General features: G+C 73.3%; 19 protein-coding genes and 1 pseudogene. 6 read left to right on the plus strand and 14 right to left on the minus strand.

Annotated features, from left to right (window positions below):
• Positions 1-339: 339 nt before the first annotated feature.
• Complete coding sequence (locus tag AC4H2H_RS00915) at positions 340-630, plus strand: hypothetical protein (protein ID WP_494368932.1); 291 nt, start codon at positions 340-342, stop codon at positions 628-630.
• Here AC4H2H_RS00915 and AC4H2H_RS00920 read toward each other — a convergent pair.
• From AC4H2H_RS00920 to AC4H2H_RS00950, 7 genes and pseudogenes are all read right to left on the minus strand, one after another.
• Entirely contained in the window at positions 627-809 is a 183-nt protein-coding gene (locus tag AC4H2H_RS00920; protein ID WP_494368933.1) for a hypothetical protein, read from the minus strand. The genes AC4H2H_RS00915 and AC4H2H_RS00920 overlap by 4 nt on opposite strands.
• A gap of 46 nt (positions 810-855) precedes the next feature.
• On the minus strand, positions 856-1,455 hold the full coding sequence (locus AC4H2H_RS00925; protein ID WP_494368934.1) for a hypothetical protein: 600 nt from the start codon (positions 1,453-1,455) through the stop codon (positions 856-858).
• 259 nt (positions 1,456-1,714) lie between these two features.
• A pseudogene (locus tag AC4H2H_RS00930) lies at positions 1,715-1,960 on the minus strand (hypothetical protein); the annotation flags it as partial.
• Between the two features lie 152 nt (positions 1,961-2,112).
• Positions 2,113-2,517, minus strand: a complete 405-nt coding sequence (locus AC4H2H_RS00935; RefSeq protein WP_494368935.1) for a DoxX family protein — start codon at positions 2,515-2,517, stop codon at positions 2,113-2,115.
• A gap of 66 nt (positions 2,518-2,583) precedes the next feature.
• A complete protein-coding gene (locus tag AC4H2H_RS00940; RefSeq protein ID WP_494368936.1) occupies positions 2,584-3,243 on the minus strand; it encodes a response regulator in 660 nt (219 codons plus the stop codon).
• Positions 3,240-4,589, minus strand: coding sequence for a sensor histidine kinase (locus AC4H2H_RS00945; protein ID WP_494368937.1), 1,350 nt, complete (start codon positions 4,587-4,589; stop codon positions 3,240-3,242). Before AC4H2H_RS00945 ends, AC4H2H_RS00940 begins: the two co-directional genes overlap by 4 nt.
• Positions 4,590-4,705: 116 nt before the next feature.
• Positions 4,706-5,482: a helix-turn-helix domain-containing protein gene (locus tag AC4H2H_RS00950; protein WP_494368938.1), complete on the minus strand. Its 777-nt coding sequence runs from the start codon at positions 5,480-5,482 to the stop codon at positions 4,706-4,708.
• An 86-nt stretch (positions 5,483-5,568) separates the two neighbouring features.
• Here AC4H2H_RS00950 and AC4H2H_RS00955 point away from each other — a divergent pair, with 86 nt between their 5' ends.
• Positions 5,569-5,982 (plus strand): nuclear transport factor 2 family protein, encoded by a 414-nt coding sequence (locus AC4H2H_RS00955; RefSeq protein ID WP_494368939.1) that lies wholly within the window; start codon positions 5,569-5,571, stop codon positions 5,980-5,982.
• Positions 5,983-6,031: 49 nt separating this feature from the next.
• Here the strand turns inward: AC4H2H_RS00955 and AC4H2H_RS00960 are convergent, their stop codons facing one another.
• Positions 6,032-6,676 carry a lysophospholipid acyltransferase family protein gene (locus AC4H2H_RS00960; protein WP_494368940.1) on the minus strand — a complete coding sequence of 215 codons (645 nt, stop codon included), beginning with the start codon at positions 6,674-6,676 and terminating at the stop codon, positions 6,032-6,034.
• A 97-nt stretch (positions 6,677-6,773) separates the two neighbouring features.
• On the opposite strand from AC4H2H_RS00960, the gene lgt reads away from it, so the two are divergent.
• Entirely contained in the window at positions 6,774-7,727 is a 954-nt protein-coding gene (gene lgt, locus AC4H2H_RS00965; RefSeq protein ID WP_494368941.1) for a prolipoprotein diacylglyceryl transferase, read from the plus strand.
• A 135-nt stretch (positions 7,728-7,862) separates the two neighbouring features.
• Here the strand turns inward: lgt and AC4H2H_RS00970 are convergent, their stop codons facing one another.
• The 3 genes from AC4H2H_RS00970 to AC4H2H_RS00980 form a co-directional block, all read right to left on the minus strand.
• On the minus strand, positions 7,863-8,069 hold the full coding sequence (locus tag AC4H2H_RS00970; RefSeq protein ID WP_494368942.1) for a hypothetical protein: 207 nt from the start codon (positions 8,067-8,069) through the stop codon (positions 7,863-7,865).
• A 209-nt stretch (positions 8,070-8,278) separates the two neighbouring features.
• Positions 8,279-9,958: a nucleobase:cation symporter-2 family protein gene (locus tag AC4H2H_RS00975; RefSeq protein WP_494368943.1), complete on the minus strand. Its 1,680-nt coding sequence runs from the start codon at positions 9,956-9,958 to the stop codon at positions 8,279-8,281.
• A 260-nt stretch (positions 9,959-10,218) separates the two neighbouring features.
• A complete protein-coding gene (locus AC4H2H_RS00980; RefSeq protein ID WP_494368944.1) occupies positions 10,219-11,577 on the minus strand; it encodes an 8-oxoguanine deaminase in 1,359 nt (452 codons plus the stop codon).
• A 267-nt stretch (positions 11,578-11,844) separates the two neighbouring features.
• Between AC4H2H_RS00980 and AC4H2H_RS00985 the strand changes: the two genes are divergently transcribed.
• On the plus strand, positions 11,845-13,044 hold the full coding sequence (locus tag AC4H2H_RS00985; RefSeq protein ID WP_494368945.1) for a cation:proton antiporter: 1,200 nt from the start codon (positions 11,845-11,847) through the stop codon (positions 13,042-13,044).
• Positions 13,045-13,120: 76 nt separating this feature from the next.
• Here the strand turns inward: AC4H2H_RS00985 and AC4H2H_RS00990 are convergent, their stop codons facing one another.
• Positions 13,121-14,308, minus strand: coding sequence for a ricin-type beta-trefoil lectin domain protein (locus tag AC4H2H_RS00990; RefSeq protein WP_494368946.1), 1,188 nt, complete (start codon positions 14,306-14,308; stop codon positions 13,121-13,123).
• Positions 14,309-14,736: 428 nt separating this feature from the next.
• Here AC4H2H_RS00990 and AC4H2H_RS00995 point away from each other — a divergent pair, with 428 nt between their 5' ends.
• Complete coding sequence (locus AC4H2H_RS00995) at positions 14,737-15,579, plus strand: alpha/beta fold hydrolase (protein ID WP_494368947.1); 843 nt, start codon at positions 14,737-14,739, stop codon at positions 15,577-15,579.
• A 7-nt stretch (positions 15,580-15,586) separates the two neighbouring features.
• Here AC4H2H_RS00995 and AC4H2H_RS01000 read toward each other — a convergent pair whose 3' ends face one another.
• Both AC4H2H_RS01000 and AC4H2H_RS01005 read right to left on the minus strand, forming a co-directional pair.
• On the minus strand, positions 15,587-16,924 hold the full coding sequence (locus AC4H2H_RS01000) for an NYN domain-containing protein (protein ID WP_494368948.1): 1,338 nt from the start codon (positions 16,922-16,924) through the stop codon (positions 15,587-15,589).
• 9 nt (positions 16,925-16,933) lie between these two features.
• A complete protein-coding gene (locus AC4H2H_RS01005; protein WP_494368949.1) occupies positions 16,934-18,031 on the minus strand; it encodes an AI-2E family transporter in 1,098 nt (365 codons plus the stop codon).
• A 281-nt stretch (positions 18,032-18,312) separates the two neighbouring features.
• Here AC4H2H_RS01005 and AC4H2H_RS01010 point away from each other — a divergent pair, with 281 nt between their 5' ends.
• On the plus strand, positions 18,313-19,119 hold the full coding sequence (locus tag AC4H2H_RS01010) for an alpha/beta fold hydrolase (RefSeq protein WP_494368950.1): 807 nt from the start codon (positions 18,313-18,315) through the stop codon (positions 19,117-19,119).
• Positions 19,120-19,150: the final 31 nt, after the last annotated feature.

Raw genomic sequence — 19,150 nt, forward strand, 5'->3', positions numbered from 1 at the left:
GCGTCCCGACACTGCCGCCGGTCACCACCACGTGGCATCCATCCACGTGGTGGGAGCACCACGACGCGCCTCGAGACGAGGAGCCACCGAGCCACCTCGTCCGGCCTGGCGACCTCGTGGTTCTGGCGCACACCGCCGGCTCGTCGACTCGCTACCGCGCCGACGGCTCCGGCCACCTCCACACCGAGCGCGGTCCCCGACCTGTCGATGACCGAGCAGAGGTCGTCGACCTGCCCAGCTACCCGCGCGCGAGCTGACGCTCACGACATCGTCTCTCCTTGGGCGTGCGAGCCGTCCTGACCGAGAAGACGCCCTGAAACCGGAACTCGAGGAGTACTGATGCCGGACCCGACAAGCCCTTTCCACGACCCGCACGCCGAGCCCGTGCAGCCGATCCGCGTCGAGGTCGACGACCGGACTCTGGACCCGTTCGCAGGGCTCCAGGTCGAGGAGGCGTGGGTGGTGCGCTCCACTCCTCAGTCACGCGCATCGGTCGACAACGGCATCCGCTCGAGCCGCACACCGCGCGTCGTCGTGCAAACGCCGGCCGACTTCGGGGAGACGGGCCCGCTCACCGAGTACTCAGGTAGCGGCAATGACTCACGCGGCCAGCGGCGAGACCTCGCCTAGCGGTAGTGGTAGGTGCCGAAGCCGACGATCGACGGACCCCACATGCGCGCCGGCTCTCCCGTCACCCGCTCCATGAGCACCACGAGCCGCTCGGCGTCGCGGTGCCGCACCGGGTGCTCCACGCTCGCGATGAACTCTCCGACGTCGCCGTCCGACGCCCGGGTCTTGTTCTCCGCCATACGGCCAGTGTCTCCCAGCCTGCGTGCCGTGTCATGGTCGTTGCCGTCAGCGCTGCGGCGGCAGGATGAACACCGTCTCGTACGAGTGGACGACGCCGTTCACGTCGCCCACGCTCGTGATCGTGTACGGGCTGAGATTCAGCGTGTCGCCCACGTAGAGCGGCGTCAGGTACGCCTCGTTCGTCGGGTCGACCGAGTGCAGGCTTCCCCGGCGAACAGCGTTCAGCGCCTCGTAGGCGTAGGGACCGAGGCAGAGCCGCTCGACGATCGCATCCCGGTAGTCGCCGGAAGCCACCACGTACGACGCGAGGGTGCCATCAGCCGCATAGCTCACCGTCCCGTTCGCGCCCTCTCTCGGCCCGAGGTCTTCCATGTCCTCGTACAGGTCGACGTCAAGCGGCTCGTCGTTGTGGACGTCCCCGCTCGGGTGCCTGCACTCCGACGTCGTCTCGGGAGCGGGCGCAGCGCTCGGCGTCGTCGACGGCGAGGGCACCTCGCGCGGCGTCGGCTCGACGCTCGGCTGCGTCGTGGAGGGAGAATCGGCAGCAGCATCCGATGCCGACACCGAGGCCGTGCAGCCGGTGAGCACGGCGCCGGTGAGCACGGCGATGAGTACGACGGCGACCCGGTCTGCACGTGTCAACATGAGCGGACACTAACGAGCATGCTGCTGAGTACGCCAGCTCCCTTCAGCTCGTCAGCCTTCTGAACTCGGCGGGTGCGGCTGTTCGTCCCGTGCAGGACGTCGGTCAGCCGGCCGATGATCTCGTCGGCGTGGGCGAGCGGCCTCATAGCGAGGACCGCTACCTCCAGGCATGACGCCCGGCCCAGACGACGGCGGGGCGCCCACCTCGAGAGGTGAGCGCCCCGCCGGGGTGCGCGTGCGCCGTCGGGCTTGCGGTACCTCAAGCCACCAGAGAGCGCAGTATGTACTGCAGGATGCCGCCGTTGCGGTAGTAGTCCGCCTCGCCGGGCGTGTCGATGCGCACGACGGCGTCGAACTCGACGGCGGTGCCGTCGGCCTTCGTGGCCGTGGCCTTGACCGTCGAGGGCGTGGTGCCCTCGTTGAGCGCCGTGACACGGGCGACGTCGAACGTCTCGGTGCCGTCGAGGCCGAGCGACGCGGCGTTCTCGCCCGCCGGGAACTGCAGCAACGGTGAGCGGTCAGCCAACTCCGACACCGCACCCGAACCCGCCGCGCCAGGACCACCCGCACCCGACGCTCACGGGGGAGTCGACGTCGCCCCCAGCTCCAGCCCCGCCTCCTGCGCCTCCGCCACCGGAGGTGCTCGAGCCCGCGCCGTCATCGGTGCAGCGCCCAGGCCACGAGCACGGGCTGCAAGAACAGGCGGCCGAGGCGCTCGGCGTCGGTGTCGAGGCCGAACCCGTCCTTGCCCTCGACCCACTGCGCGACGTTGCCCGGGAAGATCACGACGAAGAACGCCGCGGCCACGAGGCCGACGGCGACCTTCCAGCGCGACAGCGCGACGAGTGACCCGCCGAGCACGATCTCGACCGCGCCGGACGCGAGCACGGTGACGTCCTCGTCGACCGGGAACCAGCTCGGCACCTGCGCCTGGAACTCCTCGCGCGCGACGGTGAGGTGGCTGATGCCCGCGCCGACGAGCGCGAACCCGAGCGCGACGCGCGCGACCGTCGCCGTGGGCGAGGTGCGGGGTGCGGGGCCGGTGAGCGCGGAGAGGTCCATGGGGCGATCGTCGCACCGCCCGGCGCCGCCCGCAGGAGCCGCCACCCCTGCACCCCACGGGCGTCGTCAGCCCGCGCGGACGAACCCCGACTCGTACGCCCGCACGACGGCCTGGGTCCGGTCGCGCACGCCGAGCTTGGCGAGCAGGTTGCCGACGTGCGTGCGCACGGTCTCGACGCCGAGGTACAGCTCGGCCGCGATCTCCGCGTTCGAGAGCCCGGCCGCGACGAGGCGCAGCACCTCGCCCTCGCGCTCGGTGAGGCGGGCGTCGCGCAGCTCGTCACCGGACGGGGGGCGGGCGGTCGCGAGGCGCCGCACGGCGTCGGGGAACAGCAGCGACTCGCCGCGCGCGACGACACGCACGGCCTGCGCGACCTCCTCCGGCCGCGCGCGCTTGAGCAGGAACCCGTGCGCGCCCGCGCGCAGCGCGTCGAGCACGTGGTCGTCGTTCTCGAACGTCGTCACGACGAGCACGCGCGGCGCGGGCTCGCGCGCGAGCAGCGCGCGCGTGGCCGCGATGCCGTCGACGCGCGGCATGCGCACGTCCATGAGCACGACGTCGGGGCGTGCGCGCGCGACCACGCCCGGCACCTCCGCCCCGTCGCCCGCCTCGCCGACGACCTCGAGGTCCGGCTCCGCGTCGAGGATGACCCGCAGCCCCGCGCGCACGAGCGGCTCGTCGTCGACGAGCACGACCCGGATCGGTTCGTCCCGTACTTCCGTCATGCGCTCGATCCTGCCAGCGGGAACGTCGCGCGCACGACCCACGTGCCGCCGTCGGGCGTGGGACCCGCGGCGACCTCGCCGCGCAGCAGGCGCGCACGCTCGCGCATGCCCGCGATGCCGCGGCCGCCGGTCGGCGGCGCCGTGGCGCGCTCGCCGTCGTCGGGCCGACGACGCAGACCCGGCCCGAGCGGGTTGCGCACCTCGACGCGCAGGACCCCGGGCTCCTCGGTGGCGACGTCCACGGTCACCTCGACGGACACGGGCGCGCCGGGCGCGTGCCGCAGCGCGTTGGTGAGCGCCTCTTGCACGACGCGGAACGCCTCCTGCGAGGGCGCTCGCGGGACCGTGGCGAGGGCGACGCCCTCAGGACGCCGCGCGCGCCGGACGTCCGCACCCGCGCGGCGCGCGTCGTCGAGCAGGACGTCGAGGTCGTCGAGCGTGCGCGCCGGGTGGCGCGGCACCGGGGCCGACGGCGGAGCACCGGGGTCGGCGCGGAGCAGCCCGAGCACGTGGTCGAGGTCGGCCATCGCTGCGCGGCCGGTGTCCTCGATCGCGGCGAGCGCGCGGCGAGCGGCGACGGGGTCGGTGTCGAGGAGGCGCGCCGCGGCGGCGGCCTGGAGGGTGGTGATGGTGAGCGCGTGGCCCACGGAGTCGTGCAGCTCGCGCGCGAGGCGGCCGCGCTCGGCCACGCGGTCGGCGGCGGCCTCGAGCTCGGCGATCCGCTCGGACTGGTCGGGGCCGAGCAGCGGCCAGGCGGCCTGCCGCAGCACGAGGCGGGCGAGCGCGACGACGTACGGCAGGACGAGCAGCACGACCACCGCCGTCACGCCCCACGCCCACGTCGGCAACGCCTCCCACGGGCGCCAGTCCGTGAGGAGCAGCGGCTCGATCCCGGTCGCCGAGAGCACGAGCTGGGTGGCGACGGGCACGCCGAAGAGCACCGCGACGAGGACCGCGGCGCCGAGGGTGAGGTGCAGCCCGTACCAGGCCGCCGCCCGCCAGCGGGTGGCGGGGGTCGGGTCCCCGGCGTGCGCGCCGGGGAGCGGCACGTCGGCGTCGAGGAACGTGCGCGCGGCCGCGATCTCGAGGGTGCGCACCGGCACGAGGAACGGCGGCATGCAGACGATCACCGCCGAGACGACGGCGAGGACGAGCGTCGCGACCTTCGGAGTCTGCGCCGAGGCGAACATCTGCACGAACCCGGCGACCAGGGTGACGTACGCGCCCGCGACGACGCCCCCGATGACGAGGAACACGGCCGCCCGGACGGTCGACGCGCTGCGCAGCGGCGCGAGGGCGCGGCGCCACCCGAGCGCGTGCGGCGAACGGGCGTCGTCGGGCGTCATGGCACCAGTGTTCCCGCGGCCCGTCGCGGGCGCCTCCCCTTCCAGGGTGAGCCGGCGAGCAGCCCGTGCGGGGCGCTGAGCACCTGGCCGGGTTCGGTGCGAGCGTCCGGGTACCGTCACCCGGACGCGGGTGAGTCCGTGAAGTAGGCGGCGGTCGCCGCGTCCACCGGGTAGTAGGACTCCATCCACACCTCCGCCAGCGTGACGTCCAGCGGGGTGCTGAACGTCGTCATGGTCGAGAACAGTCGAAGCTCCTGGTCGCCGACGCGAACGACCATCGGGACGACGACGTCCGGTTCGACCGGCGGTGTCGTCGGGTCCTCGGGACCCGTCGCGAGGAACTCGTCGTAGAGCGACGCGAGCGCGGGGTCGGGAGCGTCGAGGAGCTGACGTCCGATCCTCGCCCGGAAGACGGCGCGCACCTCGGCCAGGTTGACGATCGACGGCGCGAGGCCGCGTGGGTCCAGGCCCAACCGCACCATGTTGACCGGCGGCGCGAGGAGCTCGGGAGCGACGTCGACGAAGAGCTCGTCGACCGCGCGGTTCGTCATCAGGATGTTCCATCGGCGATCGAAGACCACCGCCGGGTACGGTTCGTGCGCGCGGAGCACCCGCCCGACGGCGGCCCGTGCCGTCGACAGCGCGTCGCCCTCGAGGTCGCGCTCGGGGTACCGGGGCGCGAAGCCGGCCGCGAGAAGGAGACGGTTGCGGTCCCGCAACGGCACGTCCAGCTGGGCCGCGAGCCGCAGGACCATGGCCGCGCTCGGGTTGGACCTGCCGGTCTCGACCAGGCTCACGTGACGGGCGGAGACGTCGGCCGCGATCGCGAGGTCGAGCTGGCTGACCCGGCGGCGCTGCCGCCACTCCCGCAACAGCTCTCCGACGGTGGGCACGATCGCGACACTAACTCGCCTGCGGCACGGGCGCCATGAAGTCGGATTTCATCGACAGCCCTCATCGCGGCGGAGACGATGCCACCATGACGACGAACACGACGACGGACAACAAGGCCATCGTCCAGCGCGCGCTGGCGCAGCTGGTCACGACCGGCGACGTCGACGCCCTCGCCCCGGCGCTCGGCGACGACTTCGTCCACCACAGGCCGGGCTCGCCCCCGTCGACCAAGGCCGAGTGGCTCGCTGCGGTACGCGCCGCGTGGCCGCGCCTGGCGGGGATGCAGCTCGAGGTCGACCACGTGCTCGCGGAGGGTGATCACGTCGTGATGCACTCTCGTCGCCGGCTTCCCGACGACGGGCCGGAGATCGCGGTCGTCGACGTCTGGCGGCTGGACGACGGGCTGATCGCGGAGGCATGGGAGACGATCGAACCAGCAGCCGAGGCAGCCGTTCACGACGCGTGGTGGGAGCTGCCCGGCCGCATCGACCGGGACTGAGCGACGGGTCGGCCCGGACGGGCCGTCCCCGTCATCGCCGCACGGGCGGTCAGGCCGCGAGGTCCTGGCCGCTCATGCGGTGGATCGACGCCATGACCTCGTCCGTGAGCTCGCGACGAGCCTGCGCGGGCTTGGTGCCCGCCGTGATCTGCCGCTGCGGGTCGATGGGCTTGCCGAAGTGGACCTCGACGCGGTGCAGGCGCGGGATCCGCGTGCCGATCGGCTGCACCTTGTCCGTGCCGCGCACCGCGACCGGCACGACGGGCGCGTGCCCCGCGAGCGCGAGCCACGCGACGCCCGTACGGCCCTGGTGCAGCTTGCCGTCGCGCGAGCGTGTGCCCTCGGGGTAGATGCCGAACGCGCCACCGCGCTGGAGCACCTCGAGCGCGTCCTCGAGCGAGCGCTGCCCGGCGCGGGGGTCGTCGCGCTGCACGGGGATCATGCCGATCGTCGTGAAGAACCACCGCGAGAGGCGGCCCTTGAGCCCGCGGCCCTCGAAGTACTCGGCCTTGGCCAGGAACGTCACGTGTCGCGGAGCGACGATCGGGATGAGGAGCGAGTCGATGAACGACAGGTGGTTGCTCGCGAGGATCACCGCGCCGTTGCGGGGGATGTTGTTGCGTCCCGTCACCTGCGGCCGCAGCAGCACGTAGGCGAGCAGCGACAGGATGAGCCTGAGGACGCGATAGGTCATCCGTTCATTGTGCACCGTCGCCGGCGCACGCCCGTGCACGCCGACGCCCCGGACGGGTGGGATAAGGTCGCGGGCAGCCGACACCCAGGAGCCCCGCATGCGCCTCGGAATCCCGAGCCCCGACCTCTCCTGGGCTTCCGTGAGCCTGGGCCCGCTGACCCTCCACGTCTACGCGCTGTGCCTCCTCGCGGGGATCGTCGGCGCCGTCTGGCTCACGTCACGACGCCTCACCGCGCGCGGCGGCCACCCGGGCGCCGTCGTCGACATCGCGATGTGGGCGGTGCCCTTCGGGATCGTGGGCGCCCGGATCTACCACGTGCTCACGCACTACGGCGACTACTTCGGCGCCGGCCAGGACCCGTTGCGCGTGCTGTACGTCTGGGAGGGCGGCATCGCGATCCTGGGGTCGCTCCTGGGTGGGGCGGTGGGTGCCTACATCGGGTGCCGGCGCTCCGGCATCCGGTTCTGGTCGTTCGCCGACGCGCTCGCCCCCGCGATGCTCCTGGCGCAGGCGGTCGGCCGCCTCGGCAACTGGTTCAACAACGAGCTGTTCGGCGCGCCCACCACGCTGCCGTGGGGCCTCGAGATCCCGGCGGACAACCCTGCCTTCCCGGACGGGCTGCCCGCGGACACGCTGTTCCACCCGCTGTTCCTGTACGAGATGCTGTGGAACGCCCTGGGGATCGCGGTGATCCTCCTGCTCGAGAGGCGCTTCGCGCTGCGGTGGGGCCGGGCGTTCGGCGTCTACCTCGTCTGGTACGGGTCCGCCCGGGTGTGGCTCGAGGCGCTGCGGATCGACCCCACGAGCGTCACCCCGCTCGGCCTGCCCGCGAACATCTGGGGCGCGCTGCTCGCCGTGGCGGTGGGCGTCGCGATCATCGTCGTCCGCGGCCGTCAGCACCCCGAGCCCGAGGCGTCCGTGTACCTCCCCGGGCGCGAGCCGGCGGTGCCGGTCGACGCGACGGCGGGGGCGAAGGACGACGTGCCGGCTGCCACGCCCGGCGACGACCGCTCGGCCCCAGGGCGGGCTTCGGCCCCTCCGGGCGGCTAGCGCCGACGCCCTCGACGGTTCAGAGGCCGCCGAGCGTCGCCAGGATCAGCGGCAGGGTGATGCTGAATCCGTCTGGGTGTGCGCGGCGCTGCTGGAGGCTGAAGCCGCCGTCCGTGCTGCTGGTCCTCGGCGAGCTCAGCTCAGCACCTTCCCCAGGCGCCGTGCGCCTTCTCCGATCTCCTCGATGGTGTGGGTGACGAACGACAGCCGCATGGTGCGCTCGGCGCCGGGTGCTTCGACGTGGAAGGGCGCGCCCGGCACGTAGGCCACGTCGTGTTCAACGGCGCGCGCATGGAGTGCGAGGGTGTCGTAGCCCTCGGGTAGGCATGCCCAGACGTCCACGCTGCGCAGGGCTGGTCCCGCCGAGCCGACGTGAGCGGGCCGCGATCAGCGGCCCGGTTCCCTTCGGGTGGACGCCGCTGCGCCACGGCCAGGGCGCCGCTCGGACGAAGGCTCCACGTCCCGACGACGACGCCCCGCGCCTGGGCAGGTGACCTGCCCAGGCACGGGTCGGGCGGGCACGACGCTGTGCCGCGACCGGTCCCGAGCCGTTACGGCTTCGTGGTCTTCGGGGCGGGAGCCAGGTCCCCGGGTACCTGCGAGACGGCCGACGGCGGCCGGCCGGGCTGCGCGCCGTCGTCGGGTCGCACGGCGCTCTCGGCCCGTGCGGTGCCGTCGTCGGGTCGTGCGGTGCCGTCCTGGGGTCGCGCGCCTGCCAGCGGGTCGTCGCCGGCGGGCTGTGGCGCGCCGTCGGCCCCGCGGTCGGCGTCCGCGACCGGTCGGCGCGTCGACCCGTTGAGCACGCCGTCGTCCGCGAGGTCGTCGAGGTCCTCGTCGTCGACCGAGCTCGCGCCGCGCTCCGCACCCTCGGCGAACACCGACGGGTCCGGTGGCGTACCGGCCTTGATGTGGTTGAACAGGATGTTGAGCAGGATCGCCATGATCGCCGCCGAGCTGATGCCCGAGTGGAAGATGATGCCGAACCACGTGGGGAACTGGTCGTAGAAATCCGGCTTGGCGATGGGGATCATGCCGAACGAGATCGACGCCGCGACGATGATGAGGTTCATCGAGTTGGAGTAGTCGACCTTGGCCAGCGTGCGGATGCCCGACGCCGCGACCGAGCCGAACAGGACGACGCCCGCGCCACCGAGGACCGGCGTCGGGACGGCGGCCACGACGCGGCCCAGGACTGGCAGCAGACCGAGGATCACGAGGATGGCACCGCCCGCGGCGACGACGAATCGAGACTTCACGCCCGTGATGGCGACGAGCCCGACGTTCTGCGCGAACGCCGACTGCGTGAAGGAGCCGAAGAACGGCGAGACGACCGACGAGGCCATGTCGGCGCGCAGGCCGTTCGCGATGCGCTTGCGGTCGACCTTGGTGTCGACGATCTCGCCCACCGCGATGATGTCCGCCGTCGTCTCGGTGAGGGTCACGAGGATGACGATGAGCATGGAGACGATCGCGGCGATCTCGAACGTCGGGGCGCCGAAGCCGAGGAACGACGGGAACGCGGCGACACGACCCTCGCCCACGCCCGAGAAGTCGGCCATGCCGAGCGCGAGCGCGACGAGCGTGCCGATCACGATCGCGAGGAGGATCGAGAGGCGCGAGATCGTGCCGCTGCCCACCTTCGACAGCAGGATGACGATCGCGAACGTCAGCGCCGCGAGCCCGATGTTGCTCACCGACCCGTAGTCGGTGGCCTCGGCGTTGCCGCCCATCGCCCAGTTCGCGGCGACGGGCATGAGGGTGAGCCCGATCGTCGTGATGACGACGCCCGTGACCACGGGCGGGAAGAACCGGATGATCTGCGCGAAGAACGGCGTGATGAGCAGCCCGACCGCGGACGCCACGATCACCGCGCCCAGCACCCCCGGGATCCCGCCCCCGCCGTTGACGATCGCGACCATCGTCGACACGCCCGCGAACGACACGCCCTGCACCAGCGGCAGCTGCGACCCGAAGAACGGGATGCCGACCGTCTGCAGGATCGTCGCGAGGCCGCCCATGAACAGCGACGCCGCGACGAGCGTCCCGATCTCGGCCCCCGTCAGTCCGGCGGCAGACCCCACGATGAGCGGCGGGGCGATGATGCCGCCGTACATCGTGAGCACGTGCTGGAACCCGTACCCGAACGTCGCCCCGAGGGGCAGCCGCTCGTCCTCGGGGCGAACCGGACGACGTTCGGCGTCGTCCGTGACCCTCGTGGCTCGCGCGTTCATAGCGGACCTCCTCGTCAGCTATCGTTCCGCTCAGCGGAAAAGTACTTCCACCATTCGAAGCCCTAATGTGACGTGTGTCAAGTCCGTCGGGGCAACTCACGCGTGGCCAGCGCCGACGCTCTGGATCGCCTCCCGAGTTGTCAGCGTCTCGACGACGTATGGCGCGCCCAGGCGCTGACAACTCCCCGGCGCGACACGTTGTCAGCGTCTCGACGACGTATGGCGCGCCCAGGCGCTGACAACTCCCCGGCGCCGCGGGCTCAGCCCGTCACGAGGCGGCGGGCGGCCGCGGAGTGCTCGGCGGCGAGGGCGCCGAGGTCGAGGTCCGGGATCGCGCCGTCGACGACGCGCCACTCGCCGCCCACCATGACCCGGTCCGCGCGGTCCGCGCCGCACAGGAGGAGCGCGGCGACCGGGTCGTGGGAGCCGGAGAAGCGGAGCTCGTCGAGGCGCCACAGCGCGAGGTCGGCCTGCTTGCCGACGGCGAGCACGCCGACGTCGTCGCGGCCCAGGACGCGCGCGGAACCGCGCGTGCCCCAGCCGAGCGCGCGCGTCACGGGGATGTCGGCGCCGTACTTGAGGCGCTGCAGGTAGAGCGCCTGGCGGGCCTCGAGGATCATCGTCGAGGCGTCGTTCGACGCGGACCCGTCGACGCCGAGGCCGACGGGCGCACCCGCGTCCTCGAGCTCCACGGCCCGGGCGATGCCGGACGCGAGGCGCATGTTCGACGTCGGGCAGTGCGCGACGCCGGTCCCCGCGGCCCCGAGGCGGCGCACCTCGTCGTCGTCGAAGTGGATGCCGTGGCCGAGCCACGCGCGGTCCGTGAGCCAGCCGACGGACTCGAGGTAGTCGACGGTCCGCAGCCCGAAGCGCTCGCGGCAGAAGTCCTCCTCGTCGATGGTCTCGGCGAGGTGGGTGTGGAGGCGGACGTCGAGGGCCTCCGCGAGCGCCGCGCTCTCGCGCATCGCCTCGGTCGTCACGGAGAAGGGCGAGCACGGCGCGAGCGCGATCTGGACCCGCGCTCCGGCACCGCGTTCGTGGTAGGTCTCCACGAGCCGGCGCGAGTCCTCGAGGATCACGTCGAGGCTCTGCACGACCGACTGGGGCGGCAGGCCGCCGTCGTCCTGGCCGAGGGTCATGGACCCGCGCGTGAGCGTCGCGCGCATCCCGAGCCGCTTCACGGCGCCGACCTGGATGTCGATCGCGTCGTCGAGGCCGGCGGGGAACACGTAGTGGTGGTCGGCCGCCGTCGTGCAGCCAGAGAGCAGCAGCTCGGCGAGCGCGACGGTCGTCGCGAGCTCGTGGTCGCGCGGCGTGAGGCGCGCCCACACCGGGTAGAGGCGCTGCAGCCACGGGAAGAGCGGGGCGTCGGCGACCGGCCCCCAGGCGCGCGTGAGCGTCTGGTAGAAGTGGTGGTGCGTGTTGATCAGCCCCGGCGTGAGCACGTGCTGCGACGCGTCGAACGTCTCGTCGACGGGCGTCGTCGGCTGCGCGCCCGCGGCGACCACCTCGGCGATCACCCCGTCCTCGACGACGACCCCACCGCCCGCGTCGGGCGCGTCCTGGGCGTCGTCGGCGGTGAAGACGCCGAGCGGGTTGCGGATCCACGTCCTGGTCATGGTGCCTCCTGGTGGCTCGTGCGTCACCGAGCGCCTCGGCGCCACAGTGCGCCGGCTCAGTGGTCCTGTCTGCCGATCCAGGTGCCGCGAGAACCACGGCTGCGGCGACCGTAGGCCGGGGCGGGACGGACCGTCAACCGGTGCGTGCGCCGTCGGCACGACCTCGCACGCACCGGGCGAGGTGCGCCGGGGCCGCCGCCGCGCGCCGGTGCGCCGCCTGCGGCATGCTGAGTCCCGCCGTCCGCCGACCACCCGGGGAGCACGCCCGTGAACGTCTACGCCCCGCTCGTCCCGGTGTTCGTCGTCGCTCTGCTCGCGCCGTTGCTCGCGGGGCTGATGCCCGCGCGCTCGCGTCTGCCCCAGGTCGTGCTCCTGCTCCTCGGTGGCGTGCTCATCGGTCCGGCGCTGCTCGACCTCGCGGACCCCGCCGACGTCACCCTCCTGTCCGACCTCGGGATGGGCTTCCTCTTCCTGCTCGCGGGCTACGAGCTGGAGCCGAGCGTCCTGCGCGAGCGCAGCGGGCGCCGCGCGGGGGCGGCGTGGCTGACGTCCCTCGTCGTCGGCGCGGTCGTCGTCGTGGCGCTCGTCGAGCGCGACTCGGTGCACACCGTCGCCGCGGGTGCGATCGCGCTCACCACGACCGCGCTCGGCATCGTGCTGCCCATCCTGCGCGACAGCGGTCAGCTGGGCTCACGACTGGGCCGCACCGTGCTCGTGGTCGGGGCGGTCGGCGAGCTAGGCCCGATCGTCGCGATGGCCCTCCTCCTCGGGACGCGCGAGACGGGCGTCGCGGCGACGCTGCTCGTGCTGTTCGCCGTGGCCGCCATCGGGCTCTCGGCGCTGCCGAGCCGGTTCCACATCGCCGGCGGCGGCCGGCTCCTGCTCGCGTCCGAGCACGGCACCGGGCAGAGCACGGTGCGGCTGACGGTCCTCCTCCTCGTCGCCCTGCTCTCCGTCGCGGCGGCGATGGGTTTCGACGCGGTGCTCGGGGCGTTCGTCGGAGGCATGGTCCTGCGCCGCTGGGCACCGGGTGACGTCGAGAGCCTCGAGAAGAAGCTCGACATCGTCGCGTGGGGCGTGTTCGTCCCCGTGTTCTTCGTGAGCTCGGGCATGGGGCTCGACGTCGACTCGATCGTCGCGTCGCCGCTCCTCCCGATCCTGTTCCTCGCGCTCATGCTGGTCATCCGCGGCGGACCGGTCCTCCTGTGGTTCCGCCGCGAGCTGCCGCGGACCGAGCGCGTGCAGACCGCGCTCTACTCGGCCACGGCGTTGCCGCTGCTCGTCGCGCTCACCGAGATCGCCGTCGGGGAGGGCGCGATGACCTCGCGCGTCGGGGCGGCGCTCGTCGGGGCGGGCGTGCTGTCCGTGATCGTGCTGCCGATGGTCGCGAGTCGCCTCGGCCCCCGTGACCCCGAGCCGACGGCGGCCCCGGACGCCCAGGGACCCGACGTGCGCTCCGCCGAGTGATGCGTCCGCGCGCGAGTGCTGCGTCCCTGGACGCATCGCTCGCGCACGGACGCATCGCTCGGCTACCGGCGAAGGCTCAGAACGACCACTGCTGGTTCGGGGCGCCGTGGCAGTCCCAGACCACGAAGCGCTGACCCTCGCGGAGCGGGGTGCCGCCCTCGGCGTCGAGGCACTTCCCCGCCTGCGGGTTGCGGAGCGTGCGAGCGCCCGCGTCGTACGACCACCTCTGCGCGCCCGAGCCGTTGCAGGTCCAGAGCTGGACCGCCGTCCCGTTCGCCGTGCCGCCGCCGCTCACGTCGAGGCACTTGCCGAGCGCCCTGATCGTCCCGTCGCTCCCGCGGGTCCACGACTGCGCCGCGTTGCCGTTGCACGGGACGATCTGCACGCGGTTGCCGTCGTGCGTCTGCGCCCAGGGAATGTCGAGGCAGTACCCGTTGGCGATCCGTATCGTGCCGGTCCCGGTGGGCAGCCCGCCGCCCGGGTTCGGCGAGCCGGAGCCGTTGTCGTAGACGCGCACGTAGTCGACCTTCATCTGCTGGGGGAGCTGCGTCGTCCCGTCGGGGTAGCCCGGCCACTGACCCCCGACAGCGACGTTGAGGATGACGAAGAACGGCTGGTCGAACACCCACGCGTTCGCACCCACGCTCGCGCGCGTCACCCGGTGGAACTGCTGCCCGTCCACGAACCACGTGATCTCGCCCGGCTTCCAGTCGACCGCGTACGTGTGGAACGTGTCCGCGAACGCCCAGCCCTGCGGGTGCTGGTACGTGCCCGAGATCGCCGAGCCGCCGGAGTAGCCCGGTCCGTGCACCGTGCCGTGCACGCGGTGCGGCTCGAAACCGACGTTCTCCATGATGTCGATCTCGCCCGACGTCGGCCAGCCCACCCCCGGCAGGTTCCCGCCGAGCATCCAGAACGCCGGCCAGATGCCCTGACCGCGCGGGATCTGGATGCGCGCCTCGACGCGCCCGTACTGCGGCTGGTACTTGCCCTGGGTCGTCAGGCGCGCGGACGTGTACGACCCGTCGGACTCCCGGCGCGCGGTGATGACGAGGTTGCCCTGACCGTCGAGCGCCGAGTTCGCGCGCGACGTCGTGTAGTTCTGCAGCTCGGCGTTGCCCCAGCCGTGCGCGCCGGTCTCGAGGTTCCAGACGCCCGGGTTCGGCGCCGAGCCCGCAGCGCCGTCGAACTCGTCCGACCAAACGACGTCGCCCGGCGCGGCCGACGCCGCGGGCGCGGTCACCACGAGCGCTGCGGCGCTCACCGTGACCACCGTGAGTGCGGCGGCCACGAGCCGGCGCGAGCCCGCTCGGCCCATGGCCGTCCGACGACGGGCCCCGCCTCTTCGTGGGCGAGTGCCCGGCGGGAGGGCGGGCTGGTGGGAAGGTTGACGTGCGAGGTCCATCGATCCTCCAGATCCGGCGGCGGTGCCGCCTGCGTCGCGCCTCGGTGCGTGACGTGCTCACGGCGCGACGGTGGGCCGAGGCGGGGGCCGTCGGTCGACCCTCCGTGCGCGAACCTACGCGCTGGGCCGCCGTCGAGCGAGCGCTCTCTCGGCGTGTCGTGGGATCGCTCCCACCGCGTCGGGCGGTGTCGTGGGCCGGCGCTCCCCTTGCGTGGAGCGCCGACGTTCTCTTGTGTAGCGACTGGGAGGACATCCGTCCTCATGCCGCCACGAAAGGGAGCACGACCATGGGGTACGTCACCGTCGGGCAGGAGAACTCCACCGACGTCGAGCTGTACTACGAGGACCAGGGCGCCGGGCAGCCGGTCGTCCTCATCCACGGCTACCCGCTCGACGGGCACAGCTGGGAGCGCCAGACGCGCGAGCTGCTCGCGGCCGGCTACCGCGTCATCGCCTACGACCGCCGCGGGTTCGGCGCGTCCAGCAAGGTCGGCAGCGGCTACGACTACGACACGTTCGCCGCAGACCTGAACACCGTCCTCGAGACGCTCGACCTGCGCGACGTCGTCCTCGTCGGCTTCTCGATGGGCACCGGCGAGCTCGCCCGGTACGTGAAGAACCACGGGCACGAGCGCGTCGCGAAGCTCGCGTTCCTCGCGTCGCTCCAGCCGTTCCTCGTCCAGCGCGGCGACAACCCCGAGGGCGTGCCGCAGTCCGTGTTCGACGGCATCGCCGACGCCGCGCGCCAGGACCGGTTCGCGTGGTTCACGCAGTTCTTCAAGAACTTCTACGACCTCGACGAGAACCTCGGCTCGCGCATCAGCGAGGAGGCCGTCCGGGCGAGCTGGCTCACCGCCGTCGGCGCGGCGCCCGTCGCGGCGTACGCCGTCGTGCCGACGTGGATCGAGGACTTCCGCGCCGACGTCGAGGCGGTCCGGGCGTCCGGGAAGCCGACGCTCATCCTGCACGGGACGCAGGACGCCATCCTCCCGATCGACGCGACGGGCCGCCGCTTCCGCACGCTCCTGCCCGACGCCGAGTACGTCGAGGTCGACGGCGCGCCCCACGGTCTCCTGTGGACGCACGCCGCCGAGGTCAACGCGGCGCTGCTCGGGTTCGTCAGGCGCTGAGCGGCTCTCAGGGGGCGGTCACCAGGTAGTCGTCGGCGTCGTCGTCCCACGCGAGGTCGACGGCGCCGGCGGCCTGCGCCGCCTTGCAGAACTGGAGGAAGCCGCGGTACCCGAGCGCCTTCTCGCTGAACTCGGGCCGCTTCTTGCGGATCGCGTTCTTCAGGCCGGACAGGGCCGCCGAGCCGCCCTCCTCCTGCACGACCGAGCGCAGGAGCGCGAAGGTCTGGTCGGTGCCGCCCTGCGCGGGCAGCGAGACCTCGGGGTCGCCGGTCGCCGGCCCCGGAGCCAGCTCGACGAAGCCGCGGTCCGCGAGGAACCGCAGGAACTCGCCGAACGTCCGGAACCCGTAGTCCGCCTCGCTGAACGTCGGGTCCTTGCGCAGCAGCGTCCGCTTGAGCACCGAGGCGGTGACCGCGCCGCTCGTGGACGCCTCCAGGTCCGCGAGGGTCTGCGCGACGCGCACCTCCATCGGGACGTCCTCGCCCGCGGGCGCGTCGTCGTCGACGTCGTCCGCCGGCTCGGCGGCCGCCCCCGTGGCCGTGACCGTGGCGCCCGACGGCGTCCCCGCCCCGGCGAGCGGGGTCTCCTCGCCGTCGACCTCGTCCGCACGCGTCGTCACGGGCTCGCCGCGACGCGCGGCCCGGCCGACCGCCTCGCCGAGCTCCGCGAGCGCCGCCCCGGGGGTGTCGGCCGCGGGCTCCGCGATCTCGGTCGCCGCGCCGGTCGCGTCCGCCGTCTCGGTCGACTTCCGCCGCGTCGTCGCGCGGCCTCCGCGGCGCGCCTTGCCACCGTTCCCGGTGCCGGTCGCCGCGGCCTTGTCGGCACCGGCGCGCGACCGCACGCTGCGCGGTGCCGGCTCGTCGGGGACGTCGACACCCTCGAGGCGGTCGTAGAAGAGGAACTCGTCGCACGCGGGCGGCAGGAGGCGCGACGTCGACTTCTCGACCCCCACCCCGATGACCCGCTTGTTGAGCTCGCGGAGCTTGTGGACGAGCGGAGAGAAGTCGCTGTCGCCCGTGCACATGACGAACGTCGAGATGTAGTCGCGCTCGAACGCCATCTCGATCGCGTCGACGACCATCTTGATGTCGGCCGCGTTCTTGCGCGACGCGCCCATGCGCTGCGGCATCTCGATGAGCTCGACCTGGTGGCGGGTCAGCGAGCGCCGGTCCTCGTCGAAGTACGACCAGTCCGCGTAGGCCCGCCGGACGACGACGCGGCCGCGCACCGCGAGGGCGTCGGCGATCGGCCCGAAGTCGAACGTCATGCCGCCCAGGTGCTCGCGCGCGCCGAGCGCGAGGTTCTCGTAGTCGATGAAGACGGCCAGGCGTTCCTCGGTGTCCATGCCCTGAGCCTAGGGGGCCGGGGTGCCCGCTGCCTCGCCGGCCCCCTCCGCGCGGTCCGGTTCGTCCCCCGGCGCCTCCGCACCGGAGCCCGACCGCCCGGCGTGCCGGACGGCGTCGCGCACGATCACCGTGAGCGGCGCGGAGAGCATGGCCCCCAGCAGGCCGGCGAGCCCGGCGCCGACGATCGTCGAGGCGAGGTTGGCGATCGGGTGCAGCCGCAGGCGGTCGCTCGAGAGCTTGGTGAGCACGATGGTCTGCACGACGCTCTGTACGAGCAGCACGACGGCGAGCAGCCCCAGAGCCGTCCCCGGGCCCTGCGCGCCGAGCGCGATGAGGACGGCGAACGCGCCGGAGAAGATCGCGCCGATGTAGGGGATGTACGACGTCACGAAGGTCACGAGCGCGATCGACGCCGCGAGCGGGACGTCGAGCACGAGCGCCGCGACGCCGATGAGCACGGCCGTCAGCGCGCTCGAGGCGGTGAGCGCGCCGAAGTACCGGGCGAGCGTCGTCGTCGCCTCCTCGACGACCACCCCGCCCGCCGTGCGCCCGATGCGCGTGCGCCGCGCGACGCCGCTCGCGATCGCGGGCCAGTCGGCCAGCACGTAGAACAGGAAGAACACCGCGACGAGCGTCCCGACGACGAACGCGGCGAGGCTCGAGAACACGCTCCCGAACAGGCCCGCGATACCGCCGAGCGCGTCGGAGGTGCCGCCCGCCACCTGCTCGGGCGAGAGCTGGAGCGCGGCCAGGTCGAGGTCCACGCGCGCCTCGACCTCGGCGAGACCGGTCGAGACCCGCTCGGCGATCTCCTCCGACTGGTCCAGGACGCCGACGACCGTCACCCACACGGCGACGACGAGCACCGCCGCGAGCGCGAGCAGCACCCCTGCCGCTCCGACGCCGCGCGGGACGCCGGCCCGCTGCGCCCGGTCGACGACGGGGTGGAGCAGGACGCCGAGGACGGCCGCGACCGCGAGCGGCACGACGAGACCCGAGAGCGTCGCGAACGCGACGTAGGCGATCGCGGCGACCACGACGATCCCGACCATCGCCCAGGCCCGCCGACCCGCGAGCACGATCCGGTCGTCATCGGGTGCGGCCACGGGCGCTCCTCCTCGCAGGTCCCGGGCTGCCCCGGCTGGTCGTCCTCGCATCATCGCGCCCACCCACGCGAGGCGCGCGTCGACCGACGCTCCGCCCGCCCGGCTCAGACGCACGGCCGGATCGTGCCGAACCCCGGGTTGTGGGCCACCTGGGCGCCGAGACGACCGGTAACCCCAGGTTCGGCACCGTGCGGCGGGCGATGAGTCCGGCCCGCGACGGCGGTCCACCCCAGCGGCGGCCCGTCCGTCGAGCCCGACACACCGCACCCGAGGGAGCAACGATGACCGAGCACGTCACCACCAGCAGGGGCGACACCGTCGCCTACGACCGCCACGGCGAGGGACCGGGCCTCGTGTTCGTCGCGGGGGCCGGACCGTTCCGCGCGATCGACCCGGTGACGACCGGGACGGCAGAGCGCGTCGCGGAGCACGGCGTGACGACCGTCGTCTTCGACCGCCTGGGGCGCGGGGAGAGCACGGCCGACGGCGTCCTCGACCTCGAGCGCGAGCTGTCCGCCGTCGCCGCGGCGATCGCCGTCGCGGACGGCGGGACGGGGCGCGGCGCGGTGCTGTGCGGGCACTCGTCTGGGTGCTCGATCGCGCTCGCCGCCGCGCACGCGGGCCTCCCGGTCACCGGTCTCGTGCTGTGGGAGGCGCCGCTCGGCGACGACGCCGCGGCGACCAAGGAGTGGATCGACGAGTTCGTGCGCCGGCTCGACGCAGAGGACTACGTCGGCGCCACCGAGCAGTACATGAAGGACATGCCGCCCGAGTGGCTCGACGGCATGCGGCAGTCCCCCGACTTCGAGCAGCTCGCGCGCGGGGCGCGCAGCCAGCGCGCGGACGGGGAGTCGCTCGTGTGGGCCACGGCCGCGATCGAGGACGGCACGCTCGCGAGCGTCGACGTCCCCGTGCTCGCGGTGTACGGCACGACGACGTTCCCCGAGATGGTCTCGTCCGCCCACAAGGTCGCCGCCGCGGCGTCCGACGGCACGGTGCGCGCCGTCGCGGGCGCGTTCCACTCCTGGGAGCCGCCGGCGATGGCAGACGAGCTGGTCCGCTTCGTGCGCGCGACGTCCGCGGGCTGAGCCCGACCCGGCGCGCGCCGGCCCGGCCCCG

The organism is Cellulosimicrobium sp. BMG9.22 (genome assembly GCF_059159975.1).